General features: G+C 73.0%; 20 protein-coding genes. 17 read left to right on the top strand and 3 right to left on the bottom strand.

Annotated elements, in window-relative coordinates:
- Positions 1-36 precede the first annotated feature (36 nt).
- The 4 genes from ACIF6L_RS00755 (at position 37) to glmM (ending at position 4,535) form a co-directional block, all read left to right on the top strand.
- Positions 37-1,710, top strand: coding sequence for an ABC-F family ATP-binding cassette domain-containing protein (locus tag ACIF6L_RS00755; RefSeq protein ID WP_396485628.1), 1,674 nt, complete (start codon positions 37-39; stop codon positions 1,708-1,710).
- A 287-nt stretch (positions 1,711-1,997) separates the two neighbouring features.
- Positions 1,998-2,441 (top strand): 50S ribosomal protein L13, encoded by a 444-nt coding sequence (gene rplM, locus ACIF6L_RS00750; RefSeq protein WP_329488106.1) that lies wholly within the window; start codon positions 1,998-2,000, stop codon positions 2,439-2,441.
- 46 nt (positions 2,442-2,487) lie between these two features.
- Complete coding sequence (gene rpsI / locus ACIF6L_RS00745) at positions 2,488-2,991, top strand: 30S ribosomal protein S9 (RefSeq protein ID WP_329488104.1); 504 nt, start codon at positions 2,488-2,490, stop codon at positions 2,989-2,991.
- A gap of 179 nt (positions 2,992-3,170) precedes the next feature.
- Positions 3,171-4,535, top strand: a complete 1,365-nt coding sequence (gene glmM, locus ACIF6L_RS00740; protein ID WP_396485625.1) for a phosphoglucosamine mutase — start codon at positions 3,171-3,173, stop codon at positions 4,533-4,535.
- Between the two features lie 79 nt (positions 4,536-4,614).
- Here glmM and coaA read toward each other — a convergent pair whose 3' ends face one another.
- Positions 4,615-5,610, bottom strand: a complete 996-nt coding sequence (gene coaA / locus ACIF6L_RS00735; protein WP_352286377.1) for a type I pantothenate kinase — start codon at positions 5,608-5,610, stop codon at positions 4,615-4,617.
- A gap of 99 nt (positions 5,611-5,709) precedes the next feature.
- On the opposite strand from coaA, the gene glmS reads away from it, so the two are divergent.
- From glmS to ACIF6L_RS00705, 6 genes are all read left to right on the top strand, one after another.
- Entirely contained in the window at positions 5,710-7,566 is a 1,857-nt protein-coding gene (glmS, locus tag ACIF6L_RS00730; RefSeq protein ID WP_329488100.1) for a glutamine--fructose-6-phosphate transaminase (isomerizing), read from the top strand.
- Positions 7,567-8,385: 819 nt separating this feature from the next.
- Positions 8,386-9,960: an NAD(P)H-hydrate dehydratase gene (locus tag ACIF6L_RS00725; RefSeq protein WP_396485623.1), complete on the top strand. Its 1,575-nt coding sequence runs from the start codon at positions 8,386-8,388 to the stop codon at positions 9,958-9,960.
- 721 nt (positions 9,961-10,681) lie between these two features.
- On the top strand, positions 10,682-11,938 hold the full coding sequence (gene alr / locus ACIF6L_RS00720) for an alanine racemase (protein WP_396485621.1): 1,257 nt from the start codon (positions 10,682-10,684) through the stop codon (positions 11,936-11,938).
- A complete protein-coding gene (locus tag ACIF6L_RS00715; RefSeq protein ID WP_396485619.1) occupies positions 11,935-13,419 on the top strand; it encodes an alpha/beta fold hydrolase in 1,485 nt (494 codons plus the stop codon). Before alr ends, ACIF6L_RS00715 begins: the two co-directional genes overlap by 4 nt.
- Before the next feature lie 103 nt (positions 13,420-13,522).
- Entirely contained in the window at positions 13,523-14,020 is a 498-nt protein-coding gene (tsaE, locus tag ACIF6L_RS00710) for a tRNA (adenosine(37)-N6)-threonylcarbamoyltransferase complex ATPase subunit type 1 TsaE (RefSeq protein ID WP_352291294.1), read from the top strand.
- 171 nt (positions 14,021-14,191) lie between these two features.
- A complete protein-coding gene (locus ACIF6L_RS00705; RefSeq protein WP_380382418.1) occupies positions 14,192-14,389 on the top strand; it encodes a hypothetical protein in 198 nt (65 codons plus the stop codon).
- 94 nt (positions 14,390-14,483) lie between these two features.
- Here ACIF6L_RS00705 and ACIF6L_RS00700 read toward each other — a convergent pair whose 3' ends face one another.
- Entirely contained in the window at positions 14,484-15,056 is a 573-nt protein-coding gene (locus ACIF6L_RS00700) for a hypothetical protein (RefSeq protein WP_329492136.1), read from the bottom strand.
- Between the two features lie 174 nt (positions 15,057-15,230).
- Here ACIF6L_RS00700 and tsaB point away from each other — a divergent pair, with 174 nt between their 5' ends.
- The 5 genes from tsaB to ACIF6L_RS00675 are packed head-to-tail and all read left to right on the top strand — an operon-like array spanning position 15,231 to position 18,856.
- Positions 15,231-15,887 (top strand): tRNA (adenosine(37)-N6)-threonylcarbamoyltransferase complex dimerization subunit type 1 TsaB, encoded by a 657-nt coding sequence (gene tsaB / locus ACIF6L_RS00695; protein WP_329488092.1) that lies wholly within the window; start codon positions 15,231-15,233, stop codon positions 15,885-15,887.
- A 59-nt stretch (positions 15,888-15,946) separates the two neighbouring features.
- On the top strand, positions 15,947-16,426 hold the full coding sequence (gene rimI / locus ACIF6L_RS00690; protein ID WP_396486176.1) for a ribosomal protein S18-alanine N-acetyltransferase: 480 nt from the start codon (positions 15,947-15,949) through the stop codon (positions 16,424-16,426).
- Positions 16,419-17,507 carry a tRNA (adenosine(37)-N6)-threonylcarbamoyltransferase complex transferase subunit TsaD gene (tsaD, locus tag ACIF6L_RS00685; protein ID WP_329488090.1) on the top strand — a complete coding sequence of 363 codons (1,089 nt, stop codon included), beginning with the start codon at positions 16,419-16,421 and terminating at the stop codon, positions 17,505-17,507. The genes rimI and tsaD overlap by 8 nt, the downstream gene beginning before the upstream one ends.
- Complete coding sequence (locus ACIF6L_RS00680; protein ID WP_396485616.1) at positions 17,504-17,857, top strand: hypothetical protein; 354 nt, start codon at positions 17,504-17,506, stop codon at positions 17,855-17,857. The genes tsaD and ACIF6L_RS00680 overlap by 4 nt, the downstream gene beginning before the upstream one ends.
- 60 nt (positions 17,858-17,917) lie before the next feature.
- A complete protein-coding gene (locus ACIF6L_RS00675; protein ID WP_396485614.1) occupies positions 17,918-18,856 on the top strand; it encodes a polysaccharide deacetylase family protein in 939 nt (312 codons plus the stop codon).
- A gap of 12 nt (positions 18,857-18,868) precedes the next feature.
- Here the strand turns inward: ACIF6L_RS00675 and ACIF6L_RS00670 are convergent, their stop codons facing one another.
- Positions 18,869-20,044: a methyltransferase domain-containing protein gene (locus tag ACIF6L_RS00670; RefSeq protein ID WP_396485612.1), complete on the bottom strand. Its 1,176-nt coding sequence runs from the start codon at positions 20,042-20,044 to the stop codon at positions 18,869-18,871.
- Positions 20,045-20,413: 369 nt separating this feature from the next.
- Here ACIF6L_RS00670 and groES point away from each other — a divergent pair, with 369 nt between their 5' ends.
- Both groES and groL read left to right on the top strand, forming a co-directional pair.
- Entirely contained in the window at positions 20,414-20,719 is a 306-nt protein-coding gene (groES, locus tag ACIF6L_RS00665) for a co-chaperone GroES (protein ID WP_014136232.1), read from the top strand.
- A gap of 132 nt (positions 20,720-20,851) precedes the next feature.
- Entirely contained in the window at positions 20,852-22,480 is a 1,629-nt protein-coding gene (gene groL / locus ACIF6L_RS00660) for a chaperonin GroEL (protein WP_329488086.1), read from the top strand.
- The last annotated feature ends 60 nt before the right edge of the window (positions 22,481-22,540 follow it).

The following is a 22,540-nucleotide window of genomic DNA, read 5'->3' as shown; positions in this document are numbered from 1 at the left end:
TTTGGTCCTGGGCCGCGGCTTGGGAGAATCGTCCGCATGGGACACGTCGAGATTTCGCACCTTGAGTACTACCTGCCGGACGGGCGGGTGCTGTTCGACGACGCGTCCTTCCGGGTCGGCGAGGGCTCCGCGGTCGCCCTGGTGGGCGCCAACGGCGCCGGCAAGACCACCCTGCTGCGCATGATCGCGGGCGACCTCCAGCCGCACGGCGGCTCGGTCACGATCAGCGGCGGCCTCGGCGTGATGCGCCAGTTCGTCGGCACCACCGGGCGCGAGGCGAAGCAGGACGACGAGGACCGGCAGGGCCCGGCCCCGCTGGCCGCCGACGCCTCCGTCCGCGACCTGCTGGTCTCGGTGGCCCCCGAGCGGATCGCCGTCGCCGCCCGCGCGGTCGACGCCGCCGAGCTGGCGATGATCGCCCAGGACGACGAGAAGACGCAGATGGCCTACGCCCAGGCGCTCTCCGACTGGGCCGACGTCGGCGGCTACGACTACGAGACCGACTGGGACGTCTGCACCACGGCGGCCCTCGGGATGCCCTTCGACAAGGCCCAGTGGCGCGGGCTGAACACGCTCTCCGGCGGGGAGCAGAAGCGCCTCGTCCTGGAGGCCCTGCTGCGCGGCCCCGAAGAGGTGCTGCTGCTGGACGAGCCGGACAACTACCTGGACGTCCCCGGCAAGCGCTGGCTGGAGGAGGCGATCAAGGCCACCTCCAAGACCGTGCTCTACATCTCGCACGACCGCGAACTGCTCTCCCGTACCGCCGAGAAGATCATCAGCGTCGAGTCCGGCGCGGCCGGCAGCAGCGTCTGGGTGCACGGCGGCGGCTTCGACTCCTTCCACGAGGCCCGCAAGGACCGCTTCGCCCGCTTCGAGGAACTCGGCCGGCGCTGGGACGAGGAGCACGCCAAGCTCAAGAAGCTGGTGGTCACCCTGCGCCAGGCCGCCTCGGTCAGCCACGCGCTGGCCACCCGCTACGCCGCGGCGCAGACCAGGCTGAAGAAGTTCGAGGAGGCGGGCCGCCCGGAGGAGCCGCCCCGCGAGCAGAACATCACCATGCGGCTCAAGGGCGGCCGGACGGGCGTCCGGGCCTTCACCATGGAGCAGCTGGAGCTCACCGGCCTGATGAAGCCGTTCGACCTGGAGGTCTTCTACGGCGAGCGGATCGGCGTGCTGGGCTCCAACGGCTCGGGCAAGTCGCACTTCCTGCGGCTGCTCGCCGGCGACGAGACGGTCGCCCACACGGGTCAGTGGAAGCTCGGCGCCCGTGTCGTGCCGGGCCACTTCCGGCAGACCCACGCCCACCCGGAGCTCTTCGGCCGCACGGTGCGCTCGATCGTCGAGGAGGAGCACGCGCTCAGCCGCGGCGCCGCGATGGGGGCGCTGCGGCGCTACGAGCTGGACCGCCAGGAGGAGCAGAAGTTCGAGTCGCTGTCCGGCGGCCAACAGGCCCGGCTGATGATCCTCAAGCTCGAACTGGACGGCGTGACAGCGCTGTTGCTGGACGAGCCGACCGACAACCTGGACCTGGAGAGCGCCGAGGCGCTGCAGGCCGGCCTGGAGGCCTTCGACGGCACCGTGTTGTGCGTCACGCACGACCGGTGGTTCGCCAAGACCTTCGACCGCTTCCTGGTCTTCGGCGCGGACGGCCGTGTGTACGAGTCCGCGGACCCGGTCTGGGACGTCACCCGGGTCGAGCGCGAGCGCTGACCGGAGCCCCGCCCGGGCGGTGCGGGAGCACCGATCGGGGGCCGTCCGGGCCGCTTTCCGGCCCGGACGCCGAGGGGGGATTTTGACCGACCCCGGCGCGCCCGGTAGCCTGGGGGCTTGTTGTGCGTATTGGCTCGCTCTATCTCACGTGAGAGGTCGGTACGCCGGAGATATCAGGTCGACGACCCCAGCGGCTCCCCTTGAATTGCGTCCAAGGCGGCCAGGCTGATGCCCTCGACCGGGTGCTCCTGTCAGGACTCACTCACTGAAAAGCAGAGGCTACGACCGTGCGTACGTACAGCCCCAAGCCCGGCGACGTCCAGCGTCAGTGGCACGTCATCGACGCGACCGACGTCGTGCTCGGCCGCCTGGCCTCCCAGGCCGCCAACATCCTCCGGGGTAAGCACAAGGCGATCTACGCGCCGCACGTTGACACCGGTGACTTCGTCATCATCATCAACGCGGACAAGGTGCACCTGTCGGGTAACAAGAAGACCCAGAAGCTGGCGTACCGCCACAGCGGCTTCCCGGGCGGTCTCCGCTCGGTCCGCTACGACGACCTCCTGGCGAACAACCCGGAGAAGGCCGTCGAGAAGGCCATCAAGGGCATGATCCCCAAGAACACCCTGGGTCGCCAGATGCTCTCGAAGCTGAAGGTCTACTCGGGCGACCAGCACCCCCACGCTGCGCAGCAGCCGGTGCCGTTCGAGATCACCCAGGTCGCGCAGTAACTCCGGCCACCTAGCCCCCCAACACTGAAAAGAGCTGAGGAACACCGTGGCCGAGACCACTGAAACCCTTGAGGTCGACTTCGACGAGACCGTCGTCGAGGGCGAGTTCACCTCCGAGGAGAGCTACACCTCCGAGTCGCTGGCCGGCCGCTTCGGCGAGGCCGTCCCCGGCGCCGGCCTTGGCCGCCGCAAGGAGGCGATCGCCCGCGTGCGCATCGTCCCGGGCACCGGCGTCTGGAAGATCAACGGTCGCACCCTGGAGAACTACTTCCCCAACAAGGTGCACCAGCAGACCGTGAACGAGCCCTTCAAGCTGCTGGAGCTGGACGGTCGTTACGACGTCGTCGCCCGCATCTCGGGTGGCGGCACCTCCGGTCAGGCCTACGCGCTGCGCCTCGGCGTGGCCCGCGCCCTGAACGAGGCCGACGTGGACAACAACCGCGCCGCCCTCAAGAAGGCCGGCTTCCTGATGCGTGACGCGCGTGCCGTCGAGCGCAAGAAGGCCGGTCTCAAGAAGGCCCGTAAGGCCCCGCAGTACAGCAAGCGCTAGTCGCGCCCGAGGGGGTGTGTGCCGCCCTGGTGGTGCACACCCCCGGTTGCGCTCTCACGCCCCGGAGTACCCCGTGTACTCCGGGGCGTCGTGCTCCCCGCGCATGGTGCGAAGGCCGGGGATTCGATCGAATGGACTGCCGGGTTTACCTGCCAGCAGCGGTGATGGAGGACGGGACAGTGGGACGACTCTTCGGTACGGACGGCGTACGCGGTGTGGCCAACGTGGGGCTGACGGCGGAGCTGGCGCTCGGGCTGTCCGTCGCGTCGGCGCACGTCCTCGGTGAGGCGGGGGCCTTCGACGGCCACCGGCCGGTCGCGGTGGTCGGCCGCGACCCGCGCGCCTCGGGCGAGTTCCTGGAGGCCGCGGTCATCGCCGGCCTGGCGAGCGCGGGCGTCGACGTACTGCGGGTCGGCGTGCTGCCCACCCCGGCGGTGGCCTACCTCACCGGCGCCCTCGGCGCCGACTTCGGCGTGATGCTCTCCGCCAGCCACAACGCCATGCCGGACAACGGCATCAAGTTCCTCGCCCGGGGCGGCCACAAGCTGGACGACCGGATCGAGGACGCCATCGAGGCGCACTACCACGCCCACGCCGTCGGCGGCGAGGAGTGGAAGCGCCCGACCGGCGAGGCCGTCGGCCGGGTCCGCGAGTACACCGAGGGCTTCGACAAGTACGTCGCCCACCTGATCGGCGTGCTGCCCAACCGCCTGGACGGCATCCGGGTCGTCATCGACGGCGCGCACGGCGCGGCCGCCTACGTCGCCCCCGAGGCGTTCGCCCGGGCCGGCGCCGAGGTCGTCCACACCCTGGGGGCGGAGCCCACCGGTCTCAACATCAACGACGGCGTCGGCTCCACCCACCTGGACCGGCTGCAGGCCGCGATGAAGGAGTACCGGGCCGACCTCGGCATCGCGCTCGACGGCGACGCCGACCGCTGCCTGGCCGCCGACGCGGAGGGCAACGAGGTCGACGGCGACCAGATCATCGCGATCCTGGCCGTCGCCATGAAGGAGGCCGGCACCCTGCGCGGCAACACCGCCGTCGCCACCGTGATGTCCAACCTGGGCTTCAAGCTGGCGATGGAGCGCGAGGGCGTGGAGCTGGTGCAGACCGCGGTCGGCGACCGCTACGTGCTGGAGGCGATGAAGGAGCACGGCTTCGCGCTCGGCGGCGAGCAGTCCGGCCACGTCATCCTGCTGGACCACGCCACCACCGGTGACGGCACCCTGACCGGTCTGATGCTGGGCGCCCGGCTGGCCGCCACCAAGCAGCCGCTGGCCGACCTGGCCGCCGTGATGACCCGGCTTCCGCAGCTGCTGATCAACGTCAAGGGCGTGGACAAGAGCCGGGTGAACTCCTGCGTCGAGCTGTCCGCGGCGGTCGCCGAGGCCGAGGCCGAGTTGGGCTCCACCGGCCGGGTGCTGCTGCGCCCCTCGGGCACCGAGCCGCTGGTCCGGGTGATGGTCGAGGCCGCCGACCAGGTGCAGGCCAAGGCCGTCGCCGAGCGGCTGGCCGAGGCCGTCCGCACGTACCTGGGCTGACGCCCGCTCAGCGTGTGCGCAGGGCCCCCGCCGTGACGAACGGCGGGGGCCCTGCGGCGTTCTGTCGGGGCGGCCCAGGTCAGAGCTTGCGCAGCAGCGCGCGGCGGACCTTGTGGTCCTGGCCCTTCTGCAGGACGAGGGTCGCGCGGCCGCGGGTGGGCAGCACGTTCTCCAGCAGGTTCGGCTTGTTGATGGTGCGCCAGACCTGGCGGCCGTACTCCATCGCCTCCTCCTCCGGCACCTCGGTGAAGCGGCGGAAGTAGGAGTTCGGGTCCTGGAAGGCGGTCTGCCGCAGCTTGCGGAAGCGGTCCAGGTACCAGTTCTCGATGTCGTCGGTGCGGGCGTCGACGTAGATGGAGAAGTCGAAGTAGTCGGTGACCGCGAGCCTGGTCCGGCCGTCCGTTCCGGGCAGGGCCGGCTGGAGCACGTTCAGGCCCTCGACGATGAGGATGTCCGGACGCTCCACGGTCAGCCGCTCGCCGGGCACGATGTCGTACACCAGGTGCGAGTACACCGGCGCGGTGACCAGCTCCTTGCCGGCCTTCACGTCCGCCACGAAGCGCATCAGCGCACGGCGGTCGTAGGACTCCGGGAAGCCCTTGCGGGCCATCAGACCGCGCCTGCGCAGCTCGGCGTTGGGCAGCAGGAACCCGTCGGTGGTGACCAGCTCGACCCGGGGGTGCTCGGGCCAGCGGGCCAGCAGCGCCTGGAGCAGACGGGCGGTGGTGGACTTGCCGACCGCGACGGAGCCGGCCACGCCGATGATGAACGGCGTGCGGGTGCGTTCGGTGTCCGGCGTGTCCAGGAAGGTGCCCAGCGCGCCCCGCAGGTCGTGGGTGGCGTGGATGTAGAGGTTCAGCAGGCGGGACAGCGGCAGGTAGACGTCACGGACCTCGTCCAGGTCGAGGGCGGTGCCGAGACCGCGCAGCCGTTCCACCTCCTCGGCGGTCAGCGGCAGCGGCGTACGCTCGCGCAGCGCGCTCCACTCGGCCCGGCTGAGGTCCACGTAGGGGGACGGCGACGGGCCGGGCGTGGCGGCGCCCCGCGTACAGAGTTCGGTCAGCACATGCTCCATTGTGGGCCGTAGCGGCGTTCACGGTGGCTGTGGTGTCGGTCACGCACGGTGGGGGAAGGGTGCGAATGGGGCGTCCCGGGCGCCCTTATGCTGGCACGCATGTGCGGAATCGTTGGATACGTGGGCTCTCAGCCCGCCCTTGATGTAGTAATCGCAGGCCTGCAGCGACTGGAGTACCGGGGCTACGACTCGGCCGGTGTCGCGGTGCAGGTGCAGGGCTCCGACGGGCAGTGGAGCCTCGCCACCGACAAGCGGGCGGGCAAGCTCGCCAACCTGGAGAAGTCGCTCGCCGAGACCCCTCTTCCCGGCGGCACCACCGGCATCGGCCACACCCGATGGGCCACCCACGGCGGCCCGACGGACGCCAATGCCCACCCCCACCTGGACGACGCCGTCCGGGTGGCCGTGGTCCACAACGGCATCATCGAGAACTTCGCCCAGCTGCGGGCGGAGCTGACCGAGCGCGGCCGCACGCTGCGCTCCGAGACGGACACCGAGGTCGTCGCGCACCTGCTGGCCGAGGTGTACGAGGGCGACCTCGCGGAGGCCATGCGGATCGTCTGCCGCCGGCTGGACGGCGCGTTCACCCTCGTCGCCGTGCACGCCGACGCGCCGGACGTCGTGGTCGGCGCGCGCCGCAACTCGCCGCTGGTGGTCGGGCGCGGCGAGGGCGAGAACTTCCTCGCCTCGGACGTGGCCGCGTTCATCGCCCACACCCGTGAGGCGATCGAGCTCGGTCAGGACCAGGTCGTCGAGCTGCGCCGGGACGGCGTCACGGTGACCGACTTCGACGGCAACCCGGCCGAGGTGCGCGAGTACCACGTCGACTGGGACGCCTCGGCCGCCGAGAAGGGCGGCTACGACTACTTCATGCTCAAGGAGATCGCCGAGCAGCCGAAGGCCGTCGCCGACACCCTCCTCGGCCGGATCGGCACCGACGGCCGGCTCACCCTCGACGAGCTGCGGATCTCCGACGCTGACCTGCGCTCGGTGGACAAGGTCGTCATCGTCGCCTGTGGCACGGCCTTCCACGCCGGCATGATCGCCAAGTACGCGATCGAGCACTGGACCCGCATCCCCTGCGAGGTCGAGGTCGCCTCGGAGTTCCGCTACCGCGACCCGATCATGGGCCCGGGCACGCTGGTCATCGCGATCTCGCAGTCCGGCGAGACCATGGACACCCTGATGGCGCTGCGGCACGCGCGCGAGCAGGGCGCCAAGGTGCTGGCGATCTGCAACACCAACGGCTCGACCATCCCGCGCGAGTCGGACGCGGTGCTCTACACGCACGCCGGCCCGGAGGTGGCGGTCGCCTCCACCAAGGCGTTCCTGACCCAGCTGGTCGCCTGCTACCTGGTCGCGCTCTACCTGGGCCAGGTGCGCGGCACCAAGTGGGGCGACGAGATCTCCGCGGTCATCAAGGAGCTCGGCGACGCGCCCAAGCAGGTCGAGCAGGTGCTCCAGACCATGGAGCCGGTGCGCGAGCTGGCGCGTTCGCTGGCCGACGCCAAGTCCGTGCTGTTCCTCGGCCGGCACGTCGGCTTCCCGGTGGCCCTGGAGGGCGCGCTCAAGCTCAAGGAGCTGGCGTACATGCACGCCGAGGGCTTCGCGGCGGGCGAGCTGAAGCACGGGCCGATCGCGCTGATCGAGGAGGGGCTGCCGGTCGTGGTGGTCGTTCCGTCGCCGCGCGGGCGGTCGATCCTGCACGACAAGATCGTCTCCAACATCCAGGAGATCCGGGCCCGCGGTGCGCGCACCATCGTCATCGCGGAGGAGGGCGACGAGGCGGTCGTCCCGTACGCGGACCACCTGATCCGCATCCCCGTGACGCCGACCCTGCTGCAGCCGCTGGTCTCCACCGTGCCGCTGCAGGTCTTCGCCTGCGAGCTGGCCACGGCCAAGGGCCACGAGGTCGACCAGCCGCGCAACCTGGCGAAGTCGGTCACCGTCGAGTAGCCGATCGCCGTTCTGACTCGGGTGGTGCCCCTGCGGTGGCTGCGTCCTACCGCAGGGGCACCGTGTCGAGCGGCGGGGGGAACGGGGCGGGTCGATCAGCTTCGCTGAACGGGGCCTCGTCGCGGTCGCGGTGGCTGCCGTGGTCGGCCGGTCCTTGACCGGGTCGGGCGACGTCACCTCGAAGACCATTCGGGCGACGTCACCTCGAAGACCATGAGGACGCCGGACGCCGGACGCCGGACGCCTCCGGCCGGGAGCCGGCGCTCGGGCTCGGGAAGTGCCCCGACCGGACTGATGGTGCCGCCGGGGGTGAACCGTCCGATCGGCGCGGTCGGGCCACGCTCGATTGGGCCACACCCCGCGCGGTCGGGCCCCGCTCGATCGGGCCCTGGTGGTGGCCCGGAAGGTCGAACTCGATCGCGGCCTTTCGGATGAACTGCCGGTCGAGCGGTGCGGACGCGGCCTCGTGCGCTCCGTCCGGCGTGGCGTCAGGACGATGTCGCCCCCGATCGGCACGGCCTTGAAGCCGGTGGTGTTCCCGGCCCCAGGAACGCCCGGAGGACTTCCCCGGGCCCCGGCGGGGCGCTCGACCGCCGGCGTGGCGACCCCGGCCCTTCTCCTTACTGCCTCTCCTTGCTTCCGCCGGCCCTCGTGGGCGACACGGTAGGTGTTCGCGAAGCGGGGGAGCACCGTGGTGGGAGGGTCTGCGGGGCAGCCGAACGCGGCGTCGGCTCGTGGCAGGTGTCGCTCGGCCACGACGCGGGCGTAGCGTCGGCGGTAGTCGTTGCCGAGGGTCAGCCGAGGGTTAGGGGCTTGCGCATGCGCCGTGCTCACCGTGTCGAACAGGTCCGGGCCGCCGAGGCCGAACTGATGGCCCGGCTGCCCGAGGGCACCCTGATGCAACGGGCCGCCGCCGGTCTCGCCGCCACCTGCGCCCGGCTGCTGACGCGCCGTCGAGGCCGGGTGTACGGGAGCCGGGTGGTGGTGCTCGCGGGCAGCGGGGACAACGGGGGTGACGCGCTGTACGCCGGCGCGGCACTGGCCCGGCGGGGCGCGCGGGTGACGGCGGTACTGCTCGCGCCCGAGCGCGCGCACGTGGACGGGCTGGCCGCGCTGCGGGCCGCGCGCGGGCGGGTCGTACTGGAGCAGGAAGTCGGCCTGGCCGACTTCTCGCGCGCGGACCTGGTGCTGGACGGCATCGTCGGCATCGGCGGCCGGGGCGGGCTGCGCCCGGAGGCGGAGCCGTACGCACGGGCGGCGCGTCGGGGTGTGGTGGTCGCGGTGGACGTGCCCAGCGGTGTGGACGCCGACACCGGTGAGGTGGCGGGAGCGGCGCTGCGGGCGGACGTCACGGTCTGCTTCGGCACCCACAAGCCCGGGCTGTTGATCGATCCAGGAGCCTCCTACGCCGGTGTGGTGCAACTGGTGGAGATCGGGTTGGAGCTGCCGACGGCCGACGTGGAGGCCCTGCAGCACGCCGAGGTGGCGGCGCTGCTGCCGGTCCCGGGAGCGGAGAGCGACAAGTACCGGCGCGGCGTCGTCGGGGTGGCGGCCGGCTCGGCGACGTATCCGGGGGCCGCACTGCTGGCGGTCGCCGGGGCGCTGCGCGGTGGCGCGGGGGCGGTGCGGTACGTCGGCTCGGCGGCCGAGGAGGTGGTGCGACGGTTCCCCGAAGTGCTGGTCACCGAGGGCGGACCGGCCGGGGCCGGGCGGGTGCAGGCCTGGGTGGTCGGCCCGGGCGGCGGGGACGGAGCCCGGCAGACGCTCGGCGAGGCGCTGGCGAGCGACGTGCCCGTGCTGGTGGACGCGGACGGGCTCACCGAACTGGGCCGACTCGGCCCGCAGGCCCTGACGGGGCGGACGGCGCCCACGCTGCTCACCCCGCACACCGGTGAGGCGGCCCGGCTGCTGGCGGGGGCGGGGGCTGCGGGCACCGCACCGCCGCCGGCCGACGACCTGGCCGCCGCCCGGCTGACCACCGCGCGCCGACTCGCCGCCGCGTACCGGGCGACGGTGCTGCTGAAGGGCTCCACCACGGTGATCGCGGACCCGGGAGGCGCGGTGCGGGTCAACCCGACCGGCACCCCGTGGCTGGCGACGGCCGGGAGCGGCGACGTCCTCGCCGGCCTGGCCGGCTCCCTGCTGGCGGCCGGCCTGACCGCGCTGGACGCGGCATCGGTGGCGGCGTACCTGCACGGCCTGGCCGGCCGCCGCGCAGCGGGGTTGGTGGGGGGTGTTGGCGCAGGTGTGGGCGTGGCGAGCGACGAGGGGGCGCTGGGCGTGCCGGGTGCGCCAGTCACCGCGTTGCAGGTGGCGGGCGCCCTGTCGGCGGTCTGGCGCGATGTGCGGTCGTCCGCGGGGGGCGCTGGGTCCGCGGGGGCTGGCGAGGAATAGGTCGACCGGTCTACCTAGTGGGTGGATTGCGTGCGCTCGCCTCACCCGGAGCGGAGTGGGAAGTCGACCGGGCCGACTTCTCGTGCAGGTGGGGCGGAGAGTGACTGACAACGATGTAGACCGGTCTACATATTTGGTCGGCGGATGCCTGAGCGCCTCTGAAGAGCGGAGGCCGGAGTGGGAAGTCGGACAGGCCGACTTCCCACTCCGGCGTGTTGGTGCGGGGGGCGGGGCTGGCCTTGGAAGGTAGACCGGTCTACATATTTGCCCGTGGTGATGCGCTCGGTAGCGAGCGCGGGGTGGGCGGCGACCGCCGGGGGAGTGGGAAGTCGGCCGGGCCGACTTCCTGTGCGGTGAATTGAGGGACGAGGACTGAAAGGTAGACCGGTCTACATATTCCTGCCCGGGCGGCGGGTCCGGTCGGAGCACGGCGGAGCCCGGAGGGGCCGGGCGGAGAAAGAGCAGGAGCAGGGACTCGACCGGGCCGACTTCCTGCTCCCACGCCTGGCCCAGCCCCGGCCGCCCCGGCGGCGCCCGCTCCCCGGTGCCGAGGGTGCCGAGGGTGCCGCGGGTGCTCCGGCCCCGGCGGGAACCGGTGGTGCTTCGGGGGCGTCGGGGACGAGGTGGCGGGGTGTAGGGGCGGGTCGGCGGGTGGGGGCCGGGCCGCCGCGCCGACGGGCCGTTCGGCGAGGACCATGAGACGTCTGGGAGACTGACCCTGATGACAACTGCGAACACGACCGGCACGGCCACTCTCACCGACGGCGTACGGGCTGAGGCGACCATCGATCTGGCCGCCCTGCGCGGCAACCTCGCCGCGTTGCGCGAGCGCGTCGGCGCCGCCACGGTGATGGCCACGGTCAAGGCGGACGCCTACGGCCACGGCGCGGTCCGCTGTGCCCGCGAGGCGGTCGCCGCAGGCGTCGGCTGGCTCGGCACCGCCCTCCCGCAGGAGGCGCTGGCTCTGCGCGCCGCCGGGATCCGCCCCGACCAGGCCCGCATCCTCTGCTGGCTCTGGACGCCGGGCGGCCCCTGGCGCGAGGCGCTGCTCGCCGACATCGACGTCTCCGTCAGCGCCCAGTGGGCGCTGGACGAGCTGCTCGCCGCCGTCCGCGCGACCGGTGTCCCGGCCCGGGTGCACCTGAAGGCCGACACCGGCCTCGGCCGCAACGGCTGCCAGCCGCACGACTGGCCGGAGCTGGTCGGCGCGGCGCGCCGCGCCGAGGCCGAGGGCCTGCTCACGGTGGTCGGCGTCTGGTCGCACTTCGCGGCGGCGGACGAGCCCGGCCACCCGTCCATCCAGGCCCAGCTGGACGCGTTCCGCGAGGCGCTCGCCTACGCGGAGGCGGCCGGGCTGCGCCCCGCGGTGCGGCACCTCGCCAACTCCCCGGCCACCCTGCTGCTCCCGCAGTCGCACTACGACCTGGTCCGTACCGGCCTGGCGATGTACGGGCTCTCGCCCGTCCCGGAGGTCGGCTCGCCGGCCGACTTCGGGCTGCGCCCGGTGATGGCGCTGACCGCCCGGCTGGCCCTGGTCAAGCACGTGCCCGGCGGGCACGGCGTCAGTTACGGCCACCACTACACCACGCCCGGCCCGACCACCCTGGGTCTGGTGCCGGTGGGCTACAGCGACGGCATCCCCCGGCACGCCAGCGGCACCGGCCCGGTGCAGATCGCGGGCAAGTGGCGCACGGTGGCCGGTCGGGTGGCGATGGACCAGTTCGTCGTCGACCTCGGCGGCGACACCCCCGCGGTCGGCGACGAGGTGCTGCTGTTCGGCAACGGCGAGCAGGGTGAGCCCACCGCCGAGGACTGGGGCCGGGCCTGCGGCACCATCTCCTACGAGATCGTGACCCGGATCGGCGCCCGGGTGCCGCGCCGCTACCTGGGCGCGACCGCCGAGGCCCCGACGGCCGACGCCCCTGCCGCGGAGGGCGTGCCGACGGCGGGCGCGGCGACCGAGGGCGCGAGCGTATGAGCGAGGAGGCCGGCTCCGGTCCGGTCGCGGCGGTGGCCAAGGCGGCCGGTGCGGCCTCCGGGGTGAGCCGGGCCGGTCTGATCGGGATCTCGGTCGGCGTGGTCGCGGCCGGCGCGGCCGCCGGTGTGGCGATCGAGCGGCTGACCGTCGGCCGGGCCACCCGCCGCCGGGCCCGCGCGGAGCTGGACGCCAACGCCCCGTACGGCTCGCTCCGCGGGCGCCCGTGCACGGTGACCGCCGCCGACGGCACCGAGTTGTACGTCGAGCTGGACGGCACCGGCTGGCCCGAGCCTGTCAGCGTCCGGCCCGAGGAGGACGCGGAAGAGCACCCGGAAGAACGCCCGGACGACGAGGCCGTCGCAGCCCCACGCCCAGGCCCAGCCCCCGGTACCAGTGCCGCCGCCCGCCGCGGCTGGTTCGTCCGCCGCCGGACGGACGGCCCCGGCACCGCTACCGGCTCTGGCCCCGGCACCGCTACCGCTACCGGCACCGGCGACGGACCGGTCGACCGGAGCGGGCTGCCCGGTCTGCTGGGCGGCTCCGGCGCGCTGGTGCGGGCCGGCCGGCGCTCGGGCCTCGGCCCCGCCGCCGTCGGGCGGCGCGAACCGCTGACCGTGGTGTTCTGCCACGGCTACTGCCTCAACCAGGACAGCTGGCACTTCCAGCGGGCCGCGCTGCGCGAGGGCATGCGCCTGGTCTTCTGGGACCAGCGCAGCCACGGCCGGTCCGAGCGCTCCCGCTCGTTCCTGGCCGGTGAACTCGCGAGCATCGACCAGCTGGGCGGGGACCTCAAGGCGGTGATCGATGCCGTCGCGCCGACCGGCCCGCTGGTCCTGGTCGGCCACTCGATGGGTGGGATGACGGTGATGGCGCTCGCCGACCAGGAGCCGGAGCTGTTCCGGGAACGGGTCGCCGGGGTCGCGCTGATCGGCACGCTGGCGGGGGACTGGGAGGCCGTGACGCTCGGTCTGCCGGCGGTCGGCGCCAAGCTGTTCAAGAAGGTCGCACCCGGCGTGATGAAGCTGCTCGGCCGCCAGGTCGAGCTGGTCGAGGCGACCCGGCGGCTCGGCGCGGACGTCAGCGCCGTCTTCTACCGGAAGTTCTCCTTCGGGGGGAAGGACGTCGACCCGGGCGTGGTGCGGTTCGCCGAACAGTTGCTCGACGCCACGCCGATCGACGTGGTGGCCGAGTTCTACCCGGTGTTCGGCGCGCACGAGAAGACCGCCGCGCTGGCGGCCCTGCGGGGCATCCCCACCCTGGTGCTCGCCGGCACCAAGGACCTGCTGACCCCGCCCGCGCACAGCGAGGCGATGGCCGAGCAGCTGCCCGGTGCCGAGCTGCTCCTGGTGGAGGACGCCGGGCACCTGGTGATGCTGGAGCGCCCGGACCTCGTCGACCAGCGGCTGGTCGCGCTGCTCAAACAGGCGGTCGACTACCGCGGCGCGGCGCCGTTGCCCTCCTCGGTGGGCGAGACGCCGTAGCGGCCCGGGCCACCGGCGCACGCCCGGCCGGGGATGTGGCACCGTAGCGGAGGCGCCCGGCGGTCGGTGCGCCGAAGTACGGATCGAAGGGCTTGAATCGCGCATGGGCTCGCACGCCACTCTCACCGTCGCCACTCCCGAGCGGATGGGCCGACTCGGCCGGGAGCTGGCCGCGCTGCTGCGGCCGGGGGACCTGGTGCTGCTCTCGGGGGAGCTGGGGGCCGGGAAGACCACGCTCACCCGGGGCCTGGGGGAGGGCCTCCAGGTGCGCGGGGCGGTCACCTCGCCGACCTTCGTGATCGCCCGGGTGCACCCGTCGCTGGTCGGCGGCCCGGCGCTGGTGCACGTGGACGCGTACCGGCTGGGCGGGGACCTGGACGAGATGGAGGACCTCGACCTGGACGTCTCGCTGCCGGAGTCGGTGGTCGTGGTCGAGTGGGGCGAGGGCAAGGTCGAACGGCTCGCCGAGAGCCGGCTGGAGGTCCGGATCGAGCGTGCCATCGGCGCCGAGGCGGACGACGACGATCTGGATCCGCGCCGGGTGCTGCTGAACGGGATCGGGTCGCGCTGGACCGGGGTGGAGCTGGCCGCGCTGGCCTGAGCCGACGAGCGCCGGCGGGCACGGACGGCCGTCGGCCGACACAAGTGAATACCCGCGGGCACGGGCCGATACCGACGGTTGCCGACAGACTGTCGGCAAAGTGTTGCGGGCGGGGTGCCGGGCGTGATGGGATGGGTGTCGCGGTTAGGTCTGCCTAACTAGGGAGGCGCCATGTCGAGCACCACCCCCGCCCCGGAGCGCGCGCCGCGTGGTACCGGGGCCGGAGAGCCCGCCCGCAGCGTCCAGGGCGCGCCGATGCGGGCCCTGCTGGCCGCGTGTGCGGCCGCGGAGGCGGTCTCCACTCCGCCGGAGCGCCGGGAGAGCGCGGCACCGGCCGAACCGGTGGCCGACACGCCCCGCGCGGCCTGACACTCGACACCCGCCCCGAACCGGGGCCGCACCCGAGCCGGATACCGCCTCGGGCCCGCCGCCCGCCCCGGCCCGGCCTGCGGGTCGCGCGTCCTCAGGCGATCACGACGACCTTGGTGCCGCTCGGCGCGAAGTCCCAGAGCAGCTGCCCCTCCGCCCGACCGCTGCGGATCCCGCCGGTCTTGGTCTTCGGGTCGGCGGCGGGGGTGGCACCGTCCACGGCCGCGCTGAAGCCGAACACCACGCCGTTCTGCTGGGCGAAGCGCACCACGTGCTCGATCTGCCGTCCGTCCGTGCCCGTGCTGGTGGCGGCCCGGCTGTACACCGGGTAGCTGCCGGGGGTCGGCTCCACCGATCCCGGGGTGACCGCGAAGGAGGCCACCACCTGCGGGTTCTTCTTGGGGTCGACCAGCCAGACGTAGTGGCTGCCGGCCGAGTAGACGACCCGCAGACCGGCGCCCGAGGTGGTCGGGAGCGCGGGGACGGTCGGGGTGGCCGAGGCGGTCGGGGTGGCCGACGCGGACGGTCCGCCGGACGAGGCGGTGGTGCTCGCGGTCGGCCCGGTGGCGCCTGCGCGGTCCTGTGCGCCGTTGGCCTGGAAGGCCAGCAGGCTCACCACCGCCAGGGCCCCCAGGGTCAGCCCCGTGACCACCACTCCAGGACCCATCTTCGCCACGTGTCGCTCCCACCGCCGTCCCAAAACCCGTCGGCCCCATCGTGCCAGGTCCGCTCGTTCCCGCCCGCACCCCGTAGGACGTGTGTTCCGAACCAGGACACCTTGTCGATCGGGCGGACCAGGACCGGAGGCGGTCCACGGCTCCGACCGGTCTAACCTTGACCCGTGCTGCTGCTCGCGTTCGACACCGCTACCCCTGCCGTCACCGCCGCCGTCCACGACGGCACGGCCGTCCTCGCCGAGACCGACCAGGTCGACGCCAGGCGCCACGGTGAACTGCTCCTCCCCGCCATCGACCGGGTGCTGCGGGAGGCCGGTGTCGACAAGCACCGGCTGACCGGCATCGCGGTGGGCGTCGGCCCCGGCCCCTACACGGGCCTGCGGGTCGGCCTGGTGACCGCCGCCGCGCTCGGCCACGCCCTGGGCGTCCCGGTGCACGGCGTCTGCACCCTGGACGCGATCGCCCACCGGGCGCGCGCCGAGGGCCTCGCCGGGCAGCCGTTCACGGTGGCCACCGATGCGCGCCGCAAGGAGGTCTACTGGGCCTCGTACGACGCGGACGGCCGTCGCGCCGAGGGCCCCGCCGTGGACCGCCCGGCCGAGCTGACACCGCGGCCGCGGGCCGTCGGCGCCGGTGCGCTGCTGTACCCGGAGGCCTTCCCCGGCGCGCACGGGCCCGAGCACGTCTCGGCCGGCGCGCTGGCCGACTTCGCCGCCGCCGAGCTGGCCGCCGGGCGCGAGCTGCTGCCCAACGTGCCGCTGTACCTGCGCCGCCCGGACGCCCAGGTGCCCGCCGGCTACAAGGCGGTGCTCCCGGCGTGACCGGCCCGAACGGCGCGCACGGCCCCGACGGACCGGGCCACGGCACCACGCTGCGCCCGATGCGCTGGTGGGACATCGCGCCGGTGATGGAGCTGGAGCTGGCGCTCTTCCCCGAGGACGCCTGGTCGACCGGTATGTACTGGTCCGAGCTGGCCGAGGCCCATCGCGGCGGCACCCGCCACTACACCGTGGCCGCCACCCCGGACGGCGCGATCGTCGGTTACGCCGGGCTGATGGCGGTGGCCGGCGAGGGCGATGTGCAGACCATCGCCGTCGACACGCGGCACCAGGGCACCGGCCTCGGCGCGCTGCTGCTCACCGACCTGATCCGGGAGGCCGCCCGGCGCGACTGCGCGGAATTGCTGCTGGAGGTGCGGGTGGACAACCCGCGCGCCCAGCGGCTCTACGAGCGCTTCGGCTTCGAACCCGTCGGCATCCGGCGCAACTACTACCAGCCGGCCGGCATCGACGCGCTCGTGATGCGCCTCGACCACCCCAGTACTGACCCGAAGGACCTGAAGGAAGACCGCCATGGCTGACGAACCGCTCGTCCTCGGTATCGAGACCTCCTGCGACGAGACCGGCGTCGGCATCGTGCGCGGCACCACCCTGCTCGCCGACGCGGTGGCCTCCAGCGTCAACGACCACGCCCGGTTCGGCGGTGTGGTGCCCGAGATCGCCAGTCGCGCGCACCTGGAGGCGATGGTCCCCACCATCCAGCGCGCCCTGGACACCGCCGGCATCAAGGCGAGCGACCTCGACGGCATCGCCGTCACCGCGGGCCCCGGCCTGGCGGGTGCGCTGCTCGTCGGCGTGAGCGCCGCCAAGGCCTACGCCTGGGCGCTGGACAAGCCGCTCTACGGGGTCAACCATCTGGCCTCGCACATCTGCGTGGACCAGCTGGAGCACGGCCGCCTGCCCTCGCCGACGATGGCCCTGCTGGTCTCCGGCGGGCACTCCTCGCTGCTGCTCAGCGAGGACATCACCCGTGACGTCCGCCCGCTCGGCGCGACCATCGACGACGCGGCCGGCGAGGCCTTCGACAAGGTCGCCCGGGTGCTCGGCCTCGGCTTCCCCGGCGGTCCGGTGGTCGACCGCACCGCCCGTGAGGGCGACCCCAAGGCGATCGCCTTCCCCCGGGGCCTGAGCGGCCCGAAGGACCCGGCGTACGACTTCTCGTTCTCCGGCCTGAAGACCGCCGTCGCCCGCTGGGTGGAGGCCAAGCGCCGGGCCGGCGAGGAGGTGCCGATCGCGGACGTCGCGGCCTCGTTCCAGGAGGCGGTGACCGATGTGCTGACCCGCAAGGCGGTCAAGGCCTGCAAGGAGAACGGCGTCGACCACCTGATGATCGGCGGTGGCGTGGCGGCCAACTCCCGGCTGCGCGAGATGGCCCAGCAGCGCTGCGACAAGGCGGGCATCCGGCTGCGGGTGCCGCGTCCGGGCCTGTGCACCGACAACGGCGCGATGGTCGCCGCGCTGGGGTCCGAGATGGTCTGGCGCGACCGCGCGCCCTCGTCCTTCGACCTGTCGGCCGACTCCTCGCTGCCCGTCACCGAGGTGCACGTCCCGCACACGGACGTGCACGGCCAGGCGTACCAGGCGCTGGGCGGCGGTCGGTGACCACCACCGCCGCGATGTGGGAGGCGCGGGCCGCCGACGGCCGCGGGGCCGAGCTGTCGGCCTGGGTCCGCGAGGTCGCGCTGCCCGCGCTGCGCGGCGCGGCCGGTCTGGTCCGCGCCGAGCTGTTCGGTGCGCCGGGCGACCGGGTGCTGCTGATCACCTGGTGGACGGCGGAGCCGGTGCCCGTCCCCGAGCCGCCCGCCGCACTGATCGGCCGCCCGGTGCACCGCTGGTCCTTCGCCAGCGAGCACCTGGAGTCCAGCGAGCACGTGGAGTCCAGCGAGCACCCGGAGACCGGGGCGGGCCCGGAGACCTGCGCGAACCCGGCGTCCGGGGCGGACCCGGAGTAGCGAGCTGCCGGGCCTGTCCGGGAACCGAACGGCCGGCCACTACCGTGCATAGCTGAGAGCATGCTGGACGGTAGCTGGGAGCGCGGCGCGGTGGAGCGGTACGGGCGGGGCAGGACGAGGACGTACGCGGTGGGGGCGCTGGCGCTGCTGGCCGCCGCCACCGGCTGTGGCAGCGGCGGCACGGGCGCCGGGCCCGCGGCGACCGCCGCGACGACGCCGGCGGCCGGGCAGCGGCCGTCCGCCGCGGCGAGTCCGACGCCCACGGCGACGCCCGCCGCGGTGCCCGCGGCCGGGGACGCGGCGGCCTGGGCGAAGTGGAACCTCAAGCCGCTGCCGCCCGCCCCGCCGGCGCCGGCCGACAAGCCGGTCAAGCTCGAACGGACCGGCCCCGTACCGGTGTTCAGCGAGGTGAAGACCACCGACAAGGTCGTCTTCGTCACCATCGACGACGGCGCCGAGAAGGACCCGAAGTTCGTCGAGATGCTGACCGACCTCAAGGTGCCGGTCTCGATGTTCCTGACCCGGGACATCGTCAAGGACAACTACGGCTACTTCAAGCCGCTCCAGGCGCTCGGCAACCACATCCACAACCACACCGTCGACCACGCCCAGATGAGCAAGGTCACGCCGGAGAAGCAGAAGTCCGAGATCTGCGACGCCCAGTCCGCGCTGACCCAGCAGTACGGCACCGCGCCGCTGCTGTTCCGCCCGCCGTACGGGGACGGCGCCAACACCCCGGCGCTGAACACCTCGGTGCAGCAGTGCGGGCCGCGCGCGATCGTGCTCTGGCGCGAGTCGATGCAGATCCACGACATGCAGTACCAGGCGGCGGACAAGAAGCTGCGGCCCGGCGACATCGTCCTCGCCCACTTCCGGGGGCCCAAGGACCTCAAGGGCGAGACGATGACGCAGATGTTCGGGGAGCTGCTGGCCCGCATCCAGGAGCAGGGTTTCGCGGTGGCCCGACTGGAGGACTACATCCGGCCGCCCGCCGGCTGACCGGGAGTCCGCCTACGGGAGCGCCACCGGCCGGCCGAGCATCATCAGCGGGCCCTGGTCGGTGCGGCAGAGGATCACGGTGACGCTGTTCGGCCCGCTCGGCTTCAGTTGGCGGCGCAGCTCCTCCGGGGTGATCGCCATCCCCCGCTTCTTGATCACCACGGTGCCGACGGCCCGCTCGCGCAGCAGCGCCTTCAGCTTCTTGATGTGGAACGGCAGCACGTCGGTCAGCTCGAAGGCGTGCGCGTACGGGGTGGCGACCAGCCGGTCCGAGGTGAGGTAGGCGATCTTCGGGTCGATCAGCCGGCCGTGCACCCGCTCGGCCACCTCGGCGACCAGGTGGGCCCGGATCACCGCGCCGTCCGGCTCGTAGAGGTAGCGGCCGACCGGTCCGGCCGGCGGGTCGGGCAGGTCGCCGCCGGTCAGCGAGTCGCCGTGCGGCAGCAGGGTGGCGCGGTGCGGGCGGTCGGCCCCGGTGCCGAACCAGAGCACCGCCTCCTTGACGTCGCCGTGGTCGGAGACCCACTCGGCCTCCGCGTCGCCCGGCACGGCCGTGTGCGGGATGCCGGGGGCCACCTTGAGCGCGCCGATCGGGGTGCGCCGGCCGGCCTCGATCGCCCAGGACAGCGGCGGGGCGTACGCCTCGGGGTCGAACACCCGGCCGCGCGAGGTGCGGCGGGCCGGGTCGGTGAAGACCGCGTCGTAGCCGGTGACGTCGACGTCGGCGACGTCCGCGCAGCGCACCTCGACCAGGTCCGCCAGGCCCAGTGCGGCGGCGTTGGCGGCGGTGGCCGCGCAGGCCGCCGGGTCCCGGTCCACGGCGAGCACCTCGATCCCGGCCCGGGCCAGCGCGAGGACGTCGCCGCCGATCCCGCAGCAGAGGTCGGCCAGCCGCCGCACGCCCAGCTCGGCGAAGCGCCGTGCCCGCCACTCGGCGACGCTGCGCCGGGTGGACTGCTCGACGCCGTTGGGCGTGAAGTACATCAGGTCGGCGTCCGCGCCGAACTTCGCCCGCGCCCGCTGCCGCAGCCGGGCCTGCCCGAACGCGGCCGAGACCAGCTCCGCCGTGTGCTCCCGGCGCAGCCTGGTCGCCAGTGCCAGCTCCTCCTCGGGCGCGAACTCGCGCAGCTCGGCGAGCAGGGACTGCCCCTCGGGGGTCAGCAGGGGCTGCAGGTTCTCGGTCTCCACCCGCTCATTCTCCCCGGTCGGCGCGCCGGGCCGCCCGGGGCCGGCCCGCCCGGGGCGGACGGACCGGACCGGACCGGGGCGGAGGGGCGAGCGCACTGGTGGAGTGGGTCCTGATCGGACGTACACGCGTGCGGATCATCGGCGGCATCGTACGGGAGTGCGGCCCGGCAGCCGCCCGCGAGAACCGTTTCGGGCGCGCCGTTGGCACTCTGGTTGACTGAGTGCTAACCGCAGCCTATGGTCGTCCTTGGCACTCTCCACCAGGAGAGTGCTAACGCGAAGAAGCGTGTCTGACCCCCGCGACGGCAGGCCCGTAGGTTCGCCACTACCCGTTAGACAACCCCGTAATCTCCGAAGGGGAGCTCGGACGTGACCACCAGCAGCAAGGTTGCCATCAAGCCGCTCGAGGACCGCATCGTGGTCCAGCCGCTCGACGCCGAGACCACCACGGCCTCCGGCCTGGTTATCCCGGACACCGCCAAGGAGAAGCCCCAGGAGGGCGTCGTCCTGGCTGTCGGCCCGGGCCGCTTCGAGGACGGCCAGCGTCTGCCGCTCGACGTCGCCGTCGGTGACATCGTCCTGTACTCGAAGTACGGCGGCACCGAGGTGAAGTACCAGGGCGAGGAGTACCTCGTCCTCTCGGCGCGCGACGTTCTCGCCATCATCGAGAAGTAAGCAGCACCGAGAAGTAAGACGTTCCAGCCCGCCCCGGATCCGTGTCCCAGTGACAGGGGCCCGGGGCGTGGTTGTTGGTTCACGTAGTCCGGTGGCCGGCGTGCCGGTCGCAGCCCCGAGGGAATAGGGAACATGGCGAAGATCCTGCAGTTCGACGAGGACGCCCGCCGCTCGCTGGAGCGCGGTGTCAACAAGCTGGCCGACACCGTCAAGGTGACCATCGGCCCCAAGGGCCGCAACGTCGTCATCGACAAGAAGTTCGGTGCGCCGACCATCACCAACGACGGTGTCACCATCGCCCGTGAGGTCGAGCTCGACGACCCGTACGAGAACCTTGGCGCGCAGCTCGTCAAGGAGGTCGCCACCAAGACCAACGACGTCGCGGGCGACGGCACCACCACCGCCACCGTGCTGGCCCAGGCCCTGGTCAACGAGGGTCTGCGCAACGTCGCCGCGGGCGCCGGCCCGGCCGCCCTGAAGAAGGGCATCGACAAGGCCGTCGCCGCGGTCTCCGAGCACCTGCTGTCCATCGCCCGCGAGATCGAGGGCAAGGACGACGTCGCCGCCGTCGCGTCCCTCTCCGCGCAGGACACCCAGGTCGGCGAGCTCATCGCCGAGGCGATCGACAAGGTCGGCAAGGACGGTGTCATCACCGTCGAGGAGTCCAACACCTTCGGCGTGGAGCTGGACTTCACCGAGGGCATGCAGTTCGACAAGGGTTACCTGTCGCCGTACTTCGTCACCGACGCGGAGCGGCAGGAGGCGGTCCTGGAGGACCCGTACATCCTGATCAACCAGGGCAAGATCTCCTCCATCCAGGAGCTGCTCCCGCTGCTGGAGAAGATCCTGCAGGGCGGTGCCTCGAAGCCGCTGCTGATCATCGCCGAGGACGTCGACGGCGAGGCGCTGTCCACCCTCGTGGTGAACAAGATCCGCGGCACCTTCAACGCGGTCGCCGTCAAGGCCCCGGGCTTCGGTGACCGCCGCAAGGCGATCCTGGGCGACCTGGCCACCCTGACCGGTGCCACCGTCATCTCCGAGGAGGTCGGCCTCAAGCTCGACCAGGCCGGTCTGGACGTGCTGGGCACCGCCCGCCGCGTGACCATCACCAAGGACGAGACCACCGTCGTCGACGGCGCCGGTGACAGCGAGGCCGTCGCCGGCCGCGTCGCCCAGATCAAGGGCGAGATCGCCAACACGGACTCCGACTGGGACCGCGAGAAGCTGCAGGAGCGCCTGGCCAAGCTGGCCGGCGGCGTCTGCGTCATCAAGGTCGGCGCCGCCACCGAGGTGGAGCTGAAGGAGCGCAAGCACCGCCTGGAGGACGCCATCTCGGCGACCCGTGCCGCGGTCGAGGAGGGCATCGTCGCCGGCGGTGGCGCCTCCCTCGTCCACGCCGCCAAGGTGCTGGAGGGCGGCCTGGGCCTGTCGGGCGACGAGGCGACCGGTGTCGCGGTCGTCCGCAAGGCGCTCGCCGAGCCGCTGCGCTGGATCGCCCAGAACGCCGGCCTCGAGGGCTACGTCATCACCCACAAGGTCGCCGAGCTCGAGGCCGGTCACGGCTTCAACGCCGCCACCGGTGAGTACGGCGACCTGCTGAAGGCCGGCGTCATCGACCCGGTCAAGGTCACCCGCTCCGCGCTGGAGAACGCCGCGTCGATCGCCTCCCTGCTGCTCACCACCGAGACCCTCGTGGTGGAGAAGAAGGAAGAGGAGGCCGACAACGGCCACTCGCACGGCGGCCACGGCCACTCCCACTGACGCCTGATCAGTGACCGCAGGCCCGGTCCGCGCCCCTCGGGGTACGGGCCGGGCCTGCGG

It is taken from the genome of Kitasatospora sp. NPDC086009, assembly GCF_044540385.1.
Classification (GTDB): Bacteria; Actinomycetota; Actinomycetes; order Streptomycetales; family Streptomycetaceae; genus Kitasatospora.
This window is presented reverse-complemented; position numbering and strand designations above follow the sequence as displayed.